Source organism: Pseudoalteromonas sp. J2K-J031, assembly GCF_058197095.2.
In genome coordinates this window covers 2,881,933-2,897,522 of the sequence record NZ_CM200279.1, presented here as the reverse complement: position 1 = coordinate 2,897,522, position 15,590 = coordinate 2,881,933, and the positions used below count along the sequence as shown (strand labels likewise).

Here is a 15,590-nt window from a genome sequence, read left to right as displayed (position 1 = left end):
TTCTTAGCTCTAACGGTTACTTGTTGCATGAAAATTAGTTTCAAGAATGTAGAGCTTTTTTCTAATTAACCATAAAAACAGCAGTGATGGGATCACCATTAATGCGGTGAGCATAAAAAACAGCGCCCAGTTCCCATTGAGCCAATCATCTATAACCACGCCGCTGTAACTCGATAGAACTGTTCGTCCTAAATTTCCAAGCGAAGCTAGTAGTGCATAGTGTGTTGCCGTAAAAGCCCTATCACACAACATTGAAATAAACGCCACCATAGCAACTAATGACCATGCTTGAGTGAAGCCATCAATCACAATTGCAATAACATAAAGATGTTCTTTAGGGCCTTGTAAGGCAATGACAGAAAACATTAAATTAGATGCTGCCATTGCGATACCGCTAATCATTAACCCTTTTACAATACCGTATTTGTGGTTAAAAATACTGCCAAACACAGCAAATATGATCGTAATAATGCCAGTTCCTAACTTTGAATAATTGGCTATTTGAGTATTACTAAAACCGATCTCTTTATAAAAGACAATCGACATTCTCGCTAGAAAAGCCTCTCCTATTTTGAATAAAAAGATAAACGCGAGCAGTGCAAGTGCTGACTTCACGCCATTTTTCTTGAAAAAGACTTTAAAAGGTTCAATTAAGGTGACCATCAGCCATGCGATAGGTTTTTGTAATACTTTGAACTGAAATTGGGAGTTTGCCAAAGCGCGCTGGTAGTTGACCTCAAGCTCTGCCTGAACAATATCACGATTTGATGCAGGCTCTTTTGCAAAAAATACTGCAGAGCACAATAGAAGCATTAAACCAGTTAAAATGAGGTAAACATCTGCCCATTGCCAGTGAGGAAAGTCGGCAACATAAAATGGAATGGCACCTAAAAGGGCATAGCCTGACCACCACCCTGAAGTTGCCATTGCTGCAGCCGCAGTTGTTTTATGGCTTTCATGCTCCGCTAAGGAATCAATGCGAAATGCATCAATAGAAATGTCTTGTGTTGCAGATGCAAGCGCAACGACGAAACAAAATAAGGCTGCTAAAAAAAGTTGATCCTTTATAACAAGTTGAGAAAGTGAGAAGGTTGCGAGCACAATGACTAATTGGCAAATAAAAATCCAGCTGCGTCTTTGTCCAAGTTTGCGATAAAGAAAAGGTAACTTGATGCGGTCGATAAGTGGAGACCATAAAAAGTTGATACTATAAACACCAAATACAATACCAAATAAACCTATGGTACTGCGGCTTAATCCTTCGTCTTTGAGCCACGCCGACATCACTGAACCTATTAATACCCAAGGAAAGCCACTGGCCATACCAAAAATAAAAATATTAATTAAGCGGCGGTCTTTGAAATAAGAAAAGTATTCTTTAATGGAAAGCGATTTACTCATAAAAATCTTATTGTTGTTATGTTTGTATCCCTCATGAGTGACTTCACTCATGAGGGAAAAAATTAATGGGTGCTTTCTACCATTTTTACATCCAGAATCACAACTGGCGTTACTGGGATAAATGAGTAGCCGAGTTTTTCATTGTAATCGGTTTTGACAGCCATAATTTTATCAAGAGTTTCATAGCCATTAGTTACGCTGCCAAAAACTGCAAATCCCCAACCTTTCCCTGGGTTTAAGTGCTCATTGTTTTCCATGTTAAAAAAGAATTGGCGAGTACCTGAATGTGGTTTACTGTCTTGATAAGCCATCGCAATGGTGTACATATCATTTTTTAGACCGTTACCACTTTCATTAAAGATAGGGGCATTTTCAGCGATGCCGTTGTAGTCTGTATCATAGCCCCCACCTTGAATCACAAAATCTTTTTCGTTTACATCATCTTTTTCAACACGATGAAAAACCGAACCTTTGTAACTTCCATCCATGACATAAGTTAAAAAATTATTCACCGTAAGAGGTGCTTTACTTCGATCTAGTTCAATTTCAATCGTACCTAGCGTGGTTGTGATGGCCACTTTGGGAAATAAATTATCTTTTTGTACAAATTTACCTTCGATTGCACCGTGGCTTAAATTTGCCATAAGCAGCAAGAAAATAGCGATAACGTTTTTTAATCCCATTGAGTTAGCCCTCTAAGAATTGTTTAAATTCAATGTCTGTTACCATACGGGAGAGCAGCTGCTCTAACAAGGTATTCAAATCTCTTTCAATTTTAGCTCTGTCGTGTTTCAAAGGCCCTTCACCTCGTTGAGTGCCATTATAATATTTTGAAAATGTGCTTTCTCCTTTGGTTACTATCAGCTCAAGTTCGACGATTGTTTCACTGTCATACTTTAAGGTTTTGTGCTGAACAATCGTTTCAAGGCGATGGATTTTTAGTTCAACAAGTGTGCCGCTTGGATTTTTTGTACTTGCTCCATGACGTTCAAGCGCGGTTTCAAAGCTACGTTTTAAACTTGTCTGTAAGTTATTGCTTGGCAGCAAGATTGGGCCATCGGTGGTCTGTATTTTTAACGAGTTTTGTGTCCTACGAAGGTCTGCGACCGTTACATTTAAATTTTGAGCAATCAATTGGCTGCCTGACGCTGTGTAATTAGGCTCAATAATGATTTGACTCGGACTGTTTTGACAGGCGGTGAGGGTAAGAAGACTTACCGAAAGAATAATAGCTTTCATAATTTTTCCATTAAAAGTGTAAAGTGTTGAGTTAACGTTTTTTAGCACTGAGTACGACAAATTTCTTGTTTGAACCTAATAAGCGGCAGTTCCCAAACAAGTGTTTTAGTTGTTCGTGGTAATCTAAATGGCGGTTGCCGACAATTCTAAGCTCTCCACCGCTGCGAAGTACACGGTGGCTATCTTCAAACATTTGACGAGCAATGTGATCGGTTACGGCCTGAAGCTGATGAAATGGTGGGTTACATAAAATTAAATCTTGGCTTTGAGATGCTATATCGCTTAGGCAATCGCCTTGAATAAAATGACATTGTTCGATTTTTTCTGGCAGATTTTTTTCTACATTCAACTTTGCTGACGCAATTGCCATAAAAGACTCATCAACAAAAGTGAGGTTTGCACTGCCTACAGTTTGTAGTGTTTGCAATCCGATAACGCCATTACCACAGCCTAAATCAACTACATCAAGCGGTTTTTGTCCGTGGGGTAAATAGTTAGCAAAAAAACGTGCTCCGATATCTAATGAGTCTCGAGAAAAAACATTCGCATGGTTAAAAATGCTGAAAGCTGTTTTTTCAAGAGGCCATTCAATAGGGTACGGGCTAGTTTGTGGTATTTTGGTTAGATTGCTAATCACTAAACGCGATTTTTTGACCGCTAAGCTGGTTTTTGTTGGGCCGATGAACTTTTCAAAATTAGCAGACGTTGAATTATGGATGTCTTTAGTTTTACCTGCAGCGATAACGGGCGTATTGAGCTTGACCGATTGGCTGATGCTGGCTAATTGGTGCGCTAAATAACCTAAGTTTTTTGGTAGTTTAATTAAGACTAAATCAAACTCCCCCGTAATGGATGACAAGCTATTGAGCTGGCTTAACTGTGTTTTTTCTAATTGATTTTGTTCAACATTATATAAAGTTGCTTGATCGGCAATATAAGAGTCACTGACAGTGGTGCATTGCTTGCCTTGGCTGATAAAGTAACAACTTAGTGCGCCAAAGCTATCATTTAAAATTAAAATGCGCTCAGCCTCTGGGTGGTGTTCATTCACATAATCAATGAGGTATTCATCTGCTGAATCCCATGCTTGTAAACTGCGATTGATTTGATCAAGAGGAAAACGATCGAGCGAAAATACTTTTGTGCCCAAAGTGGCTTGTGTCATCATAATCATATTGGATTAATTGCAAAGTGTGAGTGATTTTACCATGCCTTTGTTCAACACCAAGGTTAAATCCTTACCAAATGGCTTTATTTATCATCAAAACACCATTAGTCACGATAAGGCGAATGCGTTATACCGTTATTTGATTGATGAGTGTACTTGGCAACAGCCCAAAATAGTCATTTATGGTAAAGCGGTCTCTATCCCAAGATTACAATGTTATATTGGCGATGAAGGGTTTGAATATCAGTATTCGGGCTTAACAATGAGCCCAGAGCCTTGGCCCGAGGTGTTATTGGCAATCAAAAATAGATTGAGTAATACCTTCGGTGTTCCTTTTAATGCTTTATTGGTTAATTGGTACCGAAATGGGCAAGATAGCATGGGCTGGCATAGCGATGATGAACCTGAGCTTGGTAGCGAACCTTTTATTGCCTCGTTATCATTAGGTACCAGTCGGTTATTTAAGATTAAACACAAGCAGACACAAACAGTTTACAATTTGCAATTGCAAAGCGGTGATTGCGTATTAATGTCTGGTCGTTCACAAATTGATTTTCAACATAGTTTGCCAAAACAGCTTGGCGTTAAAGAGGGGCGAATTAATTTAACCTTTCGTTATGTGTTACCTCATCATGTTAGGTAATTCAAATTAAAGCGGTTATTCGAAAAAATGAATTTTAGCTATAGGCTTCTTCGTTTTTACAATAAAATAATCTTTGTTGTACGCACAAGCGCTTGGCTCAATCGGCTAAAAAATAGCGCTGTGGTTAAAGCGTAATGCGCTACAGTTTCACTAAGATTAATCAAAGGTTAAGCCCCCATGCAAATGCAAATCAGAATTGAAGAAAAACTTATAGCTCAATTTAATTGTCAACACCTTGAAGTCATTAATGAAAGTCATATGCACAGTGCAGGGTTAGAGTCCCATTTTAAAGTGATTATTGTGACAGAAGATTTTGCCGGTCAGCGTTTATTGCAGCGCCACAGAGCAATTAATGCTGTCTTGGCTGATGAGTTGGCTAATCACATTCATGCATTGGCGCTTCATACCTATACCCCTCATGAGTGGACTGATTTATATCATCAAGCTCCGGTCTCGCCTAACTGCTTAGGTGGTTCTAAAAAGATCAATGCAGCCGTTTAGATAGGCTTAATTGGTATGAAAACAAATAACAAAGGTTTATTAGATGTTATTTAAGTGTTAGATTTTCGCGCATCTTGTTAATTTTAAAATCATGTTATGCGCCGTTTTATTGATGTTTTTTGTACCAGTGTTGATAAGTTCACCGAAAAGTTAGGGCTCGTTATTTCGTGGTTTACCGTTTTGATGGTGGTCATTATGACCGCAGTGGTAATTTTACGATACGGTTTTAATTTGGGGTGGATTGGCATGCAAGAGTCAATCGTTTATTTGCATGCCAGTGTGTTTATGTTGGGCTGTGGTTATGCGCTTAAACATAATAGTCATGTCAGGGTCGATGTTTTTTACCGAAAACTATCACTTAAACAACAAGCAATCGTCGATTTTCTTGGTTGTTTGTTGTTATTACTGCCCACCCTTGGGTTTATATTTTGGGCCAGCTTTCATTATGTCGAGCAATCTTGGGTTTTATCTGAAGGCTCAATCGAAGCGGGCGGCTTACCTTTTGTTTATCTGCTTAAAACGCTTCTTTTATTAATGCCGTTAACCTTGTTTTTGCAAGCTGTTGCCATGTTCTTACGCGCGGGCATAACCGTTTTCTTTTGCGCTAAAGCGCCTCAGGATGAGGAGTTTTAAGATGGATTATTTGGCGTTATACCTTTTTGCTTTGGTCTGTTTAGTGCTGTTAACGGGTTTTCCAGTGGCGTTTGCGTTGGCTGGCACATCATTGTTATTTGCAGGCTTTGGTGTGTTGATAGGTCATTTTGATATGGCTTTTTTACATGCTTTACCCAATCGCTTATATGGCATTATGACTAATACTACTTTGCTTGCTGTGCCTTTATTTGTATTTATGGGCATGATGCTTGAAAAATCAAAAGTGGCGGAAAATTTACTCGACGCCATGGCGATTTTATTTGGTAAAACTAAGGCAGGAATGGGCATTGCAGTCACTTTGGTTGGTATGCTGCTGGCCGCAAGTACGGGGATAGTAGGCGCGACTGTGGTTACGATGGGCTTGCTTGCGTTACCGACAATGTTAAAACGTGGTTATTGTGCGCGTTACAGTACAGGGATTATTGCTGCAACAGGGACCCTTGGGCAGATCATTCCGCCTTCAATTGCATTGGTTTTGCTTGGCGATGTACTGTCGAGTAGTTATCAACAAGCGCAATTGAACATGGGGGTTTTTTCACCAAAAACGATTTCAGTTGGGGACTTGTTTGCTGGGGCAATTATACCTGGTTTTATTTTGGTTGCTTTTTATATTCTTTATTCTGTACTGCTTGCTGTTATTAAGCCGTCGCAAGTGCCAAGTTTAACTGACGAAGATATTTCGGTTATAAAAGGACGGCGAAAAGTGGGTCCACTGATGGCATTGATCCCACCCTTAATACTTATTTCAGTGGTGCTTGGTTCAATTTTATTCGGTTTTGCTACGCCAACAGAGGCGTCAGGTATTGGTGCTTTTGGTGCTATGGTACTTGCCTTTTGGCAAAAGCAGCTTAATTTAGCCAATTTAAATTATGTGATGCAAGGCACTCTCAAAGTGACTGCCATGGTCTTTATGATTTTGATTGGTGCAGCTATTTTCTCTTTAGTCTTTAGAGGTTTTGGTGGCGAGGAGTTGGTCGTGAGTTTATTTGGACAATTACCTGGCGGTGTTTTTTCTGCTGTAGTTGTTGTAATGCTAGTGATGTTTTTACTTGGTTTTATTCTAGATTTTATAGAGATCACTTTTGTTGTTGTGCCAATTGTTGCTCCCATACTACTCATGCTAGGAGTTGACCCAATTTGGCTTGGCATCATGATAGCCGTTAATTTACAAACTTCATTTTTAACGCCGCCATTTGGCTTTGCCCTTTTTTACTTAAGGGGGGTCGCAGATAAATCAATCTTAACAACCGACATTTATAAAGGAGTAATTCCATTTGTGCTAATCCAATTATTGCTATTAGTATTGATGGCTATTTACCCTGAACTGGTGACATGGTTACCTTCAAAATTATATGGATAGGAAAAATAATAAATGAAAAATAAACTCATTCCATGGTGTGGTATTTTATTAAGCTTTATTCTGAGTGGTTGCGGCGATAAAACGCTTGAGGATCAAAATCAAGCAAAGGCGAGTGTAGCACATCAAGAGCTTGCACCGATCAAATGGAAGTTAGTGACCAGTTGGCCTAAAAACTATCCAGGCTTGGGAACTGCACCTGAACGTTTTGCTAAAAATGTTGATGCTATGAGTAATGGTCGTCTTAAAATTAAAGTATATGGTGCCGGTGAAATGGTGCCGGGTTTTGAGGTGTTTGATACTGTGTCAGCAGGAACAGCACAAATGGGGCATAGTGCTGCTTATTATTGGAAAGGGAAAATACCCGCAGCACAGTTTTTTACTGCAATTCCATTTGGCATGAATGCACAAGAGGTTAATGGTTGGATACACCATGGCGGTGGTTTAAAACTATGGCAAGATTTGTATGCACCATTTAATTTAATTCCCGCAGCGGGTGGTAACACAGGTGTTCAGCTTGCTGGATGGTTTAAAAAAGAAATAAACACCGTTGATGATTTAAAAGGCTTAAAAATGCGGATCCCAGGTTTAGGTGGTGAAGTATTGAAAAAATTAGGTGGGATCCCTGTATCGCTTACAGGTGGGGACTTATTTACTTCATTGCAAACGGGGGCTATTGATGCAACCGAGTGGGTTGGACCTTATAATGATTTAGCGTTTGGTTTAAACAAAGCGGCTGAGTTTTATTATTATTCTGGTTGGCATGAGCCAGGTGCAAACCTTGAATTTCTAATTAATAAAGAGGCTTTTAGTGCATTGCCAAGTGATTTACAGGCGATTGTCACAGCAGCTATGCGCGTAGCTAACACTGATATGTTAGATGAATACACAGCCCGAAATAACGAAGCGTTAGAACAATTAAAAAACAAACATCATGTTGATATTCGTCCATTACCGCCAGAAGTAATGGCTGCATTGAAACAAGCAACAATACAAGTGATGCAAGAGCAAATAGCTGTTGACCCTAAAATGAATGAAATTTGGCAATCGTATGATGCATTTTTACAACAAGTAACCAATTATCATACAATTTCAGAGAAAGCGTATTATCTAAATCGTTAAAAAACAGATAAATAAGGCGCTATATGCGCCTTTTTTTAATATTATGCTGCTGATCAGACCTGTTTTAATTAAATGTGATTTAAACTAGCTGACAGTTTTATGTGATGGATATGGAATCAAAAATGGTAATCAAACCTAAAATCCGTGGATTTATCTGCACCAATGCACACCCAATCGGCTGTGCTGAACATGTAAAAGAACAAATCGCATACGTTAAATCGCAAGGCGAAATAAAAAATGGCCCTAAAAATGTTTTAGTAATTGGTGCCTCTACTGGCTACGGTCTTGCCTCTCGCATCACTGCTGCGTTTGCATCGAATGCAAAAACGCTAGGCATTTTCTTTGAAAAAGAAGGTACTGAAGGTAAAACAGGCTCTGCAGGTTGGTATAATTCAGCTGCTTTTCATGATGAAGCTCAGCAGCAAGGTTTGTGGGCTAAAAGTATTAATGGCGACGCGTTTTCAAATGAAATTAAAGAAAAAACCATTGCAACTATTAAAGCAGAAATGGGTAAAATTGATTTAATTATATATAGTTTAGCGTCACCTCGTCGTACAGATCCGTTTACTGGCGAAGTATTTTCATCAACCTTGAAGCCGATTGGTCAGTCTGTTACGACTAAAAATTTAAATACTTCAAAACGTACTATTGATTCTATAACCGTAGAGTCAGCTAATGAAGATGAAATAGCCAATACAGTAAAAGTTATGGGTGGTGAAGATTGGGAATTATGGCTTAATGCATTAAAAGATGCAGATGTGTTAGCTGAAAACTTTAAAACCACTGCTTACACTTACATAGGTAAAGAGTTGACATGGCCAATTTATGGACATGCAACAATTGGAAAAGCAAAAGAAGATTTAGACCGTGCCGTAATTGCTATTAAGCAAGCAACAGCACATTTAAATGGTGAGGCGTATGTATCATCTTTAAATGCGGTTGTAACCCAAGCGAGTTCAGCAATTCCAATTATGCCGCTCTATATTTCAGCTTTATTTAAAGTGATGAAAGCAGATGGTACTTATGAAGGTACGATTGAGCAAATTTACGGTTTATTTGTTGAGAATTTATTTGGTGCAACACCACGTTTAGATGCTGATGGTCATTTATTTCAAAACTACAAAGAACTTGAAGATGACGTGCAAAGTCGTATTCAAAACATTTGGGATAGTGTTGATACCGATACCATTGATGAGCTAACTGATTATGTTGGTTACCACAATGAATTTTTACGTTTGTTCGGTTTTGGTATTGACCATTTAGATTATGATGCTGAAGTAAACCCTGTGACGCCAATTGCGCAGATGGTTTAATCAATTAAAAAATAAAAGGTCGCAATATGCGGCCTTTTTTTTATCCTCAGCTAAACTATCATCTGCCTTTTACAAAGCGCTTACAACTTAGATTTAGCTAAATAGACTATTGACATTTCTAAAGTTAAATCATTTTTTTTAATTTGTTCTTCGAAATTTGCGCAGCGTAAAAAATCAGCTTCAATTAGGTAATTTGTATAAAGAATTTTGACAATTAGACTCGCATAAAGGGGGATAATAATGTTAAAATTCGGTGGATATGTGTGGGTTTCACTGTGTAACCTAGCATTGTTTGATAAAAAGATTGTCGAGCGATGTACTTTAGTGGACTTAAAAATAAGTTGGCTTATACAGTAAGCAGAATTTTCAGTTTCTTTCCGTTAATGTAATGCAAGTGCGTATGATCAATATAAAAAAAGGTCTGGATCTTCCTATTGAAGGCGCGCCTCAGCAAGTTATTCATGATGGCTCTGCCGTCAAACGAGTGGCTGTGCTAGGTGAAGAATTCATCGGAATGCGTCCTACCATGCTAGTTCGCATGGATGACCAAGTCAAAAAAGGCCAAGTTCTTTTTATTGATAAAAAGAACCCAGGTGTAAAATATACTGCCCCAGCTTCTGGTGTAGTTAAAGAAATTAACCGTGGTGCTAAACGTGTTTTGCAATCGGTTGTCATCGAACTAGATGGTAACGAGCAAATCACCTTTAACTCTTTCTCGGCGGGCGAGCTTGCGACCCTAGATCGTGAAAAAGTTAAAGAAGTACTTGTTGAATCAGGCCAATGGCCGGCGTTACGAACACGTCCTTTCAGTAAAGTTGCGGCTTTGGATGCAAATCCTAGCTCTATCTTCGTTACTGCAAGTGATACTAACCCATTAGCTGCAGATCCTGCAGTGATCATTGCTGAGCATAGCGAAGCATTTGAAGCGGGTTTAGTTGTGCTATCTCGTTTAACAGATGGTAAAGTGTTTGTATGTAAAACCGCTGGTAGTGTTGTTCCTAGCTCTTCTATTGCTTCTGTAGAAGTACATGAATTTGCTGGCGTGCATCCTTCAGGTCTTGTTGGTACCCACATTCACTTCCTTGACCCAGTATCGCTTTCTAAGCAGGTTTGGCATTTAGGTTATCAAGACGTGATTGCGTTTGGTAAGTTATTCCTGACCGGTGAAATCTTCACTGATCGTGTGATTTCTCTTGCTGGTCCATCAGTTAAAAACCCTCGTCTAATTAAAACAAGACTCGGCGTTTCATTAACTGAGTTAGTTTCAGGTGAACTTGAAGACGGTGAAAACCGTATTATTTCTGGTTCTGTTTTATCTGGTACTATCGCTGCGGGCCCACAAGCTTATTTAGGTCGTTATCATAACCAAGTTTCTGTTCTGGTCGAAGGCCGTGAAAAAGAATTGTTTGGTTGGATTGTACCTGGAAGCAAAAAGTTCTCAGTAACGCGTACATTCTTGTCGCATTTATCACCAAAGCGCTTGTTTAAAATGACAACGTCTACAGGTGGTTCTAATCGTTCTATGGTGCCAATTGGTAACTATGAGCGTGTAATGCCGCTAGATATCTTACCTACGCTTTTACTGCGCGATCTAATCTCTCGTGACTTAGACGGTGCTATAGCTCTTGGTGCACTAGAGTTAGATGAAGAAGATTTAGCGTTATGTACCTTCGTTTGTCCTGGTAAATACGAATTTGGTCCTATCCTTCGTGAATGCCTGACAACAATTGAGAAGGATGGTTAATAATGAGCTTAAAGAATTATTTAGAAGAAATTGAACACAATTTCGAGCCAGGTGGAAAATACGAAAAGTTCTATGCTTTATATGAAGCAGCAGCAACAATTTTCTATACCCCTGGTTTAGTAACAAAATCAGGTTCTCACGTTCGTGATAATATCGATTTAAAACGTATTATGATCTTAGTTTGGATGGCAACATTCCCAGCTATGTTTTTTGGTATGTTTAATATTGGCCATCAGGCATCAGTAGCATTAGCAGGTGGTTTTGAGTTGGCTAATACTTGGCAAGTTGGTTTATTCCAACTGCTAGGAGGTACACTCACTGCAGAAGCTGGTTGGGGCGCTAAGATGTTTTATGGCGCTTGTTTCTTCTTACCTATTTACGCTGTTACTTTCATTGTAGGTGGTTTTTGGGAAGTCATTTTTGCATCTGTACGTAAGCATGAAGTTAATGAAGGTTTCTTCGTAACATCAGTACTATTTGCATTAATCCTACCAGCTACAATTCCTTTGTGGCAAGTAGCGCTTGGTATCACTTTTGGTGTTGTTATCGCTAAAGAGGTATTTGGTGGTACAGGTCGTAACTTCTTAAATCCAGCACTAGCTGGCCGTGCGTTTTTGTTCTTTGCTTACCCAGCTCAAATTTCGGGTGACACAGTATGGACTGCTGTTGATGCTTTTTCAGGTGCAACTATGCTAGGCCAAGCTGTTGTTGGTAGCATCGATTACAGCAACATGGAACTATGGTTAAACGCTTTTTATGGTTTTATTCAAGGCTCTGTTGGTGAGACTTCTACGCTTGCTATCATGCTTGGTGGTTTATTCTTAATTTATGTAAGAATAGCTTCGTGGCGTATAGTGTCGGGTGTCATGATTGGCATGGTGGCAACTTCATTCTTACTTAATGCGATTGGTTCTGATACAAATCCTATGTTTGCTATGCCTTGGCATTGGCATTTAGTATTGGGCGGATTTGCATTTGGTATGTTCTTTATGGCTACAGATCCTGTATCTGCATCATTTACCGATAAAGCAAAATGGTCTTACGGTATCTTAATTGGTTTTATGGTTGTGATGATCCGTGTAGTAAACCCAGCATACCCAGAAGGTATGATGTTAGCTATTTTATTCGCTAATTTGTTTGCACCGTTATTTGATCACTTCGTTGTGCAGTCTAACATCAAGAGGAGGTTAGCACGCAATGTCTAGTAATAGCGAATCTATTGGTAAAACACTTGGTGTGGTTACTGCACTATGTTTAGTATGTGCTATTTTTGTATCATTTGCATCAGTGCAACTTCGTCCTTTTCAAGATGAAAATAAAGCTAAAGATATTCAACGTAATATCTTAGCAGCGGCTGGTTTTTCTGATGTTAAAGATGTTAAAGCTGTGTTTGAAAAAAACATTGAAGCACGTGTTGTTAACATGAAAACAGGTGAGTTTGTTGATACTGACCCTAATAGTTTTGATTTTGAAAAGTCAAAATTTGATGCGAAACGTAGCATTAAGTTAGATAAAGCAACAGATACAGCTGGTATTCAGCGTATGACTACAGAATCTCCAGTTTATTTCTCGAAAGATGAGACGGGTGCTATTCAATCAATCATATTACCAGTCCAAGGTTATGGTCTATGGGGTGTTATGTTTGGTTTTATCGCTCTTGAGCCGGATACTAAAACGATTAAATCAATCAACTTTTATAAACATTTTGAAACACCAGGTCTTGGTGGTGAGATTCAAAATGCAAAGTGGGTTTCATCATGGACTGGTAAGCAACTCCCAGTTGATATCGTAAAGGCAAATGCAGCGGGTGATGTTCATAAGGTTGATGGCTTATCGGGTGCGACATTAACATCTAAAGGTGTTGATAATACCTTTAAGTTCTGGACAAGTGAAAATGGCTTTGGTCCTTTCCTTGCTAAAGTTCGTCAAGGAGCATTGAATAATGGCTAATACTAAAGAAATGAAGTCGGTTTTATTTGGACCGGTTTTTGCCAATAACCCAATTGCACTTCAAGTACTAGGTGTTTGTTCTGCACTTGCAGTAACATCAAGCTTAAAAAATGCTGTGATCATGTCAATTGCTTTGACATTGGTTACTGCCTTTTCAAGTATGTTTATTTCATTGATCCGCAACCAGATCCCATCAAGTGTACGTATTATCGTGCAAATGACGATTATTGCATCATTAGTAATTATTGTTGACCAAGTACTACAGGCCTTCTCTTATGCGACAGCAAAAGAGCTTTCTGTATTCGTTGGTTTGATTATTACTAACTGTATCGTAATGGGTCGTGCAGAAGCTTATGCAATGAAATCACCACCATTGATGTCATTTTTAGATGGTATCGGTAATGGTTTAGGTTACTCAGTGGTATTAATCACTGTTGGTTTCATTCGTGAGTTATTTGGTTCAGGTAAACTATTTGGTGCAGAAATTCTACCATTAGTGTCTGATGGTGGTTGGTATCAGCCTATGGGCTTACTGATTCTTCCACCAAGTTCTTTCTTCATCATTGGTTTATTCATTTGGGTACTACGTACTTATAAGAAAGACCAAGTAGAAGCGAAAGGTTAAGGAGAGAACAATGGAACATTATATTAGTTTATTTGTTAAAGCGGTTTTCATTGAAAACTTAGCATTATCATTCTTCTTAGGTATGTGTACATTTCTTGCTGTGTCGAAAAAGGTTACAACTTCGATAGGTTTAGGTGTAGCAGTTATCTTCGTACTAGGTATTTCTGTACCGGTTAACAATCTTGTTTTTCACGCAGTATTGGCACCGGGCGCACTTGAATGGTTAGGCTTTCCTGAAGCTGACCTAAGCTTCTTACGTTTCTTAACATTCATTGGCGTTATCGCAGCACTTGTACAAATTCTAGAAATGGCTTTAGATAAATTTTTCCCTGCACTTTACAATGCATTAGGTATCTTCTTACCATTAATCACAGTTAACTGTGCAATTTTTGGAGCTGTATCTTTCATGGTTGAGCGTAACTATAATTTCACTGAATCAGTGGTGTATGGTATTGGCTCTGGTGTGGGTTGGGCGCTTGCAATTGCAACACTTGCAGGTATTCGTGAAAAAATGAAATATGCTGATATTCCTGATGGTCTTCGTGGTTTAGGTATTACCTTTATTACAGTTGGTTTGATGGGGTTGGGCTTTATGTCGTTTTCTGGTATTTCACTTTAAGGTAGCAAGGAAAAATCATGCTTGAGATATATTTAGGCGTAGGTATGTTCACGGCTATCGTGGTACTGCTCGTTTTAGTCATTATTGCGGCTAAATCTAAGTTAGTAGCAAGTGGTGACATATTGATAGGTATCAACGGTGATGCCTCTAAATCAGTTAAAACATCTGCAGGTAATAAGTTGCTTGGCGCTTTAGCCGATGCGGGTATCTTTATTTCTTCAGCTTGTGGTGGCGGTGGTTCTTGTGGCCAATGTCGTGTACACATTCATTCAGGTGGTGGTGATATTCTACCAACAGAACTTGACCATATTTCTAAAGGTGAAGCGCGTGAGGGTTGCCGTTTAGCGTGTCAGGTTAATGTGAAAACTGATATGGAGATTGAACTTGAAGAATCAATCTTTGGAGTTAAAAAGTGGGAATGTGATGTTATCTCTAATGATAACAAAGCAACGTTCATTAAAGAGCTAAAACTTGGTATTCCTGACGGTGAATCTGTACCTTTCCGCGCGGGTGGTTATATTCAAATTGAAGCACCAGCTCATCACGTTAAATATGCTGATTTTGATGTACCAGCGCAATACCGTGGTGATTGGGAGCGTTTTGGTTTCTTTAATCTGGAGTCAAAAGTAGACGAGGAAACGATCCGCGCTTACTCAATGGCTAACTATCCAGAAGAGGAAGGCATTATCATGCTGAATGTGCGTATTGCTTCTCCGCCGCCAAATAACTTAACATTGCCGTGTGGTAAAATGTCTTCGTATATTTGGTCATTAAAGCCAGGTGATAAAGTTTGGATTTCTGGTCCATTTGGTGAGTTTTTCGCGAAAGATACCGATGCAGAAATGGTCTTTGTTGGTGGTGGTGCTGGTATGGCACCAATGCGTTCGCATATTTTTGACCAACTTAAGCGCTTGAAATCTAAGCGTAAGATGAGCTTCTGGTATGGTGCGCGTTCTAAACGTGAAATGTTCTACGTTGAAGATTTTGATGGCTTAGCAGCTGAGAATGAAAACTTTGTATGGCATTGTGCATTATCAGATCCACAGCCAGAAGATAACTGGGAAGGCTATAAGGGCTTCATCCATAACGTACTTTATGAAAACTATTTACGCGATCATGAAGCACCAGAAGATTGTGAGTTTTATATGTGTGGACCTCCAATGATGAATGCAGCTGTTATCAATATGCTCAAAGAGCTAGGCGTTGAAGAAGAGAACATCTTACTTGATGATTTCGGTGGCTAGTATCTAATTT

16 protein-coding genes are annotated in these 15,590 nt (G+C 39.1%); 12 read left to right on the top strand and 4 right to left on the bottom strand.

Annotation, left to right across the window (positions count from 1 at the left end; all coding sequences use genetic code 11):
• Positions 1 to 9: 9 nt before the first annotated feature.
• From AC3KZC_RS13130 to AC3KZC_RS13115, 4 genes are all read right to left on the bottom strand, one after another.
• Positions 10 to 1,401: an AmpG family muropeptide MFS transporter gene (locus AC3KZC_RS13130; protein ID WP_490578845.1), complete on the bottom strand. Its 1,392-nt coding sequence runs from the start codon at positions 1,399 to 1,401 to the stop codon at positions 10 to 12.
• 62 nt (positions 1,402 to 1,463) lie between these two features.
• The gene (locus AC3KZC_RS13125) at positions 1,464 to 2,084 is read right to left on the bottom strand and encodes a peptidylprolyl isomerase (protein ID WP_490578846.1); all 621 of its coding nucleotides are present in this window, start codon (positions 2,082 to 2,084) and stop codon (positions 1,464 to 1,466) included.
• 4 nt (positions 2,085 to 2,088) lie between these two features.
• Positions 2,089 to 2,640, bottom strand: a complete 552-nt coding sequence (locus AC3KZC_RS13120) for a YajG family lipoprotein (RefSeq protein WP_490578847.1) — start codon at positions 2,638 to 2,640, stop codon at positions 2,089 to 2,091.
• A 31-nt stretch (positions 2,641 to 2,671) separates the two neighbouring features.
• On the bottom strand, positions 2,672 to 3,808 hold the full coding sequence (locus AC3KZC_RS13115) for a methyltransferase (RefSeq protein ID WP_490578880.1): 1,137 nt from the start codon (positions 3,806 to 3,808) through the stop codon (positions 2,672 to 2,674).
• Positions 3,809 to 3,824: 16 nt separating this feature from the next.
• Between AC3KZC_RS13115 and AC3KZC_RS13110 the strand changes: the two genes are divergently transcribed.
• From AC3KZC_RS13110 to nqrF, 12 genes are all read left to right on the top strand, one after another.
• Positions 3,825 to 4,451, top strand: a complete 627-nt coding sequence (locus AC3KZC_RS13110) for an alpha-ketoglutarate-dependent dioxygenase AlkB family protein (RefSeq protein ID WP_490578848.1) — start codon at positions 3,825 to 3,827, stop codon at positions 4,449 to 4,451.
• Between the two features lie 177 nt (positions 4,452 to 4,628).
• Positions 4,629 to 4,952: a BolA family protein gene (locus AC3KZC_RS13105; RefSeq protein ID WP_490578849.1), complete on the top strand. Its 324-nt coding sequence runs from the start codon at positions 4,629 to 4,631 to the stop codon at positions 4,950 to 4,952.
• 96 nt (positions 4,953 to 5,048) lie between these two features.
• On the top strand, positions 5,049 to 5,585 hold the full coding sequence (locus AC3KZC_RS13100; protein ID WP_490578850.1) for a TRAP transporter small permease subunit: 537 nt from the start codon (positions 5,049 to 5,051) through the stop codon (positions 5,583 to 5,585).
• A 1-nt stretch (position 5,586) separates the two neighbouring features.
• A complete protein-coding gene (locus tag AC3KZC_RS13095; protein WP_490578851.1) occupies positions 5,587 to 6,966 on the top strand; it encodes a TRAP transporter large permease in 1,380 nt (459 codons plus the stop codon).
• Positions 6,967 to 6,978: 12 nt separating this feature from the next.
• Positions 6,979 to 8,085: a TRAP transporter substrate-binding protein gene (locus AC3KZC_RS13090; protein WP_490578852.1), complete on the top strand. Its 1,107-nt coding sequence runs from the start codon at positions 6,979 to 6,981 to the stop codon at positions 8,083 to 8,085.
• Positions 8,086 to 8,207: 122 nt separating this feature from the next.
• On the top strand, positions 8,208 to 9,398 hold the full coding sequence (gene fabV / locus AC3KZC_RS13085) for an enoyl-ACP reductase FabV (protein ID WP_490578853.1): 1,191 nt from the start codon (positions 8,208 to 8,210) through the stop codon (positions 9,396 to 9,398).
• Positions 9,399 to 9,798: 400 nt separating this feature from the next.
• The gene (locus AC3KZC_RS13080) at positions 9,799 to 11,142 is read left to right on the top strand and encodes a Na(+)-translocating NADH-quinone reductase subunit A (RefSeq protein WP_490578854.1); all 1,344 of its coding nucleotides are present in this window, start codon (positions 9,799 to 9,801) and stop codon (positions 11,140 to 11,142) included.
• A 2-nt stretch (positions 11,143 to 11,144) separates the two neighbouring features.
• Positions 11,145 to 12,347, top strand: a complete 1,203-nt coding sequence (locus tag AC3KZC_RS13075; protein ID WP_490578855.1) for an NADH:ubiquinone reductase (Na(+)-transporting) subunit B — start codon at positions 11,145 to 11,147, stop codon at positions 12,345 to 12,347.
• Complete coding sequence (locus AC3KZC_RS13070; RefSeq protein WP_490578856.1) at positions 12,340 to 13,092, top strand: Na(+)-translocating NADH-quinone reductase subunit C; 753 nt, start codon at positions 12,340 to 12,342, stop codon at positions 13,090 to 13,092. The genes AC3KZC_RS13075 and AC3KZC_RS13070 overlap by 8 nt, the downstream gene beginning before the upstream one ends.
• Positions 13,085 to 13,717: an NADH:ubiquinone reductase (Na(+)-transporting) subunit D gene (locus AC3KZC_RS13065; protein WP_086742557.1), complete on the top strand. Its 633-nt coding sequence runs from the start codon at positions 13,085 to 13,087 to the stop codon at positions 13,715 to 13,717. The genes AC3KZC_RS13070 and AC3KZC_RS13065 overlap by 8 nt, the downstream gene beginning before the upstream one ends.
• A 10-nt stretch (positions 13,718 to 13,727) precedes the next feature.
• Positions 13,728 to 14,336, top strand: coding sequence for an NADH:ubiquinone reductase (Na(+)-transporting) subunit E (gene nqrE, locus AC3KZC_RS13060; RefSeq protein WP_086742558.1), 609 nt, complete (start codon positions 13,728 to 13,730; stop codon positions 14,334 to 14,336).
• Between the two features lie 17 nt (positions 14,337 to 14,353).
• On the top strand, positions 14,354 to 15,580 hold the full coding sequence (gene nqrF, locus AC3KZC_RS13055) for an NADH:ubiquinone reductase (Na(+)-transporting) subunit F (protein ID WP_490578857.1): 1,227 nt from the start codon (positions 14,354 to 14,356) through the stop codon (positions 15,578 to 15,580).
• Positions 15,581 to 15,590: the final 10 nt, after the last annotated feature.

Excerpts from the sequence above, each read along its gene's own strand:
- AC3KZC_RS13075 (WP_490578855.1), top strand. The coding sequence starts at position 11,145 with ATGAGCTTAAAGAATTATTTAGAAGAAATTGAACACAATTTCGAGCCA.
- fabV (WP_490578853.1), top strand. The coding sequence starts at position 8,208 with ATGGTAATCAAACCTAAAATCCGTGGATTTATCTGCACCAATGCACAC.
- nqrE (WP_086742558.1), top strand. The coding sequence starts at position 13,728 with ATGGAACATTATATTAGTTTATTTGTTAAAGCGGTTTTCATTGAAAAC.
- AC3KZC_RS13065 (WP_086742557.1), top strand. The coding sequence starts at position 13,085 with ATGGCTAATACTAAAGAAATGAAGTCGGTTTTATTTGGACCGGTTTTT.
- AC3KZC_RS13100 (WP_490578850.1), top strand. The coding sequence starts at position 5,049 with ATGCGCCGTTTTATTGATGTTTTTTGTACCAGTGTTGATAAGTTCACC.
- AC3KZC_RS13130 (WP_490578845.1), bottom strand. The coding sequence starts at position 1,401 with ATGAGTAAATCGCTTTCCATTAAAGAATACTTTTCTTATTTCAAAGAC.
- nqrF (WP_490578857.1), top strand. The coding sequence starts at position 14,354 with ATGCTTGAGATATATTTAGGCGTAGGTATGTTCACGGCTATCGTGGTA.
- AC3KZC_RS13080 (WP_490578854.1), top strand. The coding sequence starts at position 9,799 with ATGATCAATATAAAAAAAGGTCTGGATCTTCCTATTGAAGGCGCGCCT.
- AC3KZC_RS13105 (WP_490578849.1), top strand. The coding sequence starts at position 4,629 with ATGCAAATGCAAATCAGAATTGAAGAAAAACTTATAGCTCAATTTAAT.
- AC3KZC_RS13125 (WP_490578846.1), bottom strand. The coding sequence starts at position 2,084 with ATGGGATTAAAAAACGTTATCGCTATTTTCTTGCTGCTTATGGCAAAT.
- AC3KZC_RS13115 (WP_490578880.1), bottom strand. The coding sequence starts at position 3,808 with ATGATGACACAAGCCACTTTGGGCACAAAAGTATTTTCGCTCGATCGT.
- AC3KZC_RS13070 (WP_490578856.1), top strand. The coding sequence starts at position 12,340 with ATGTCTAGTAATAGCGAATCTATTGGTAAAACACTTGGTGTGGTTACT.
- AC3KZC_RS13120 (WP_490578847.1), bottom strand. The coding sequence starts at position 2,640 with ATGAAAGCTATTATTCTTTCGGTAAGTCTTCTTACCCTCACCGCCTGT.
- AC3KZC_RS13090 (WP_490578852.1), top strand. The coding sequence starts at position 6,979 with ATGAAAAATAAACTCATTCCATGGTGTGGTATTTTATTAAGCTTTATT.
- AC3KZC_RS13095 (WP_490578851.1), top strand. The coding sequence starts at position 5,587 with ATGGATTATTTGGCGTTATACCTTTTTGCTTTGGTCTGTTTAGTGCTG.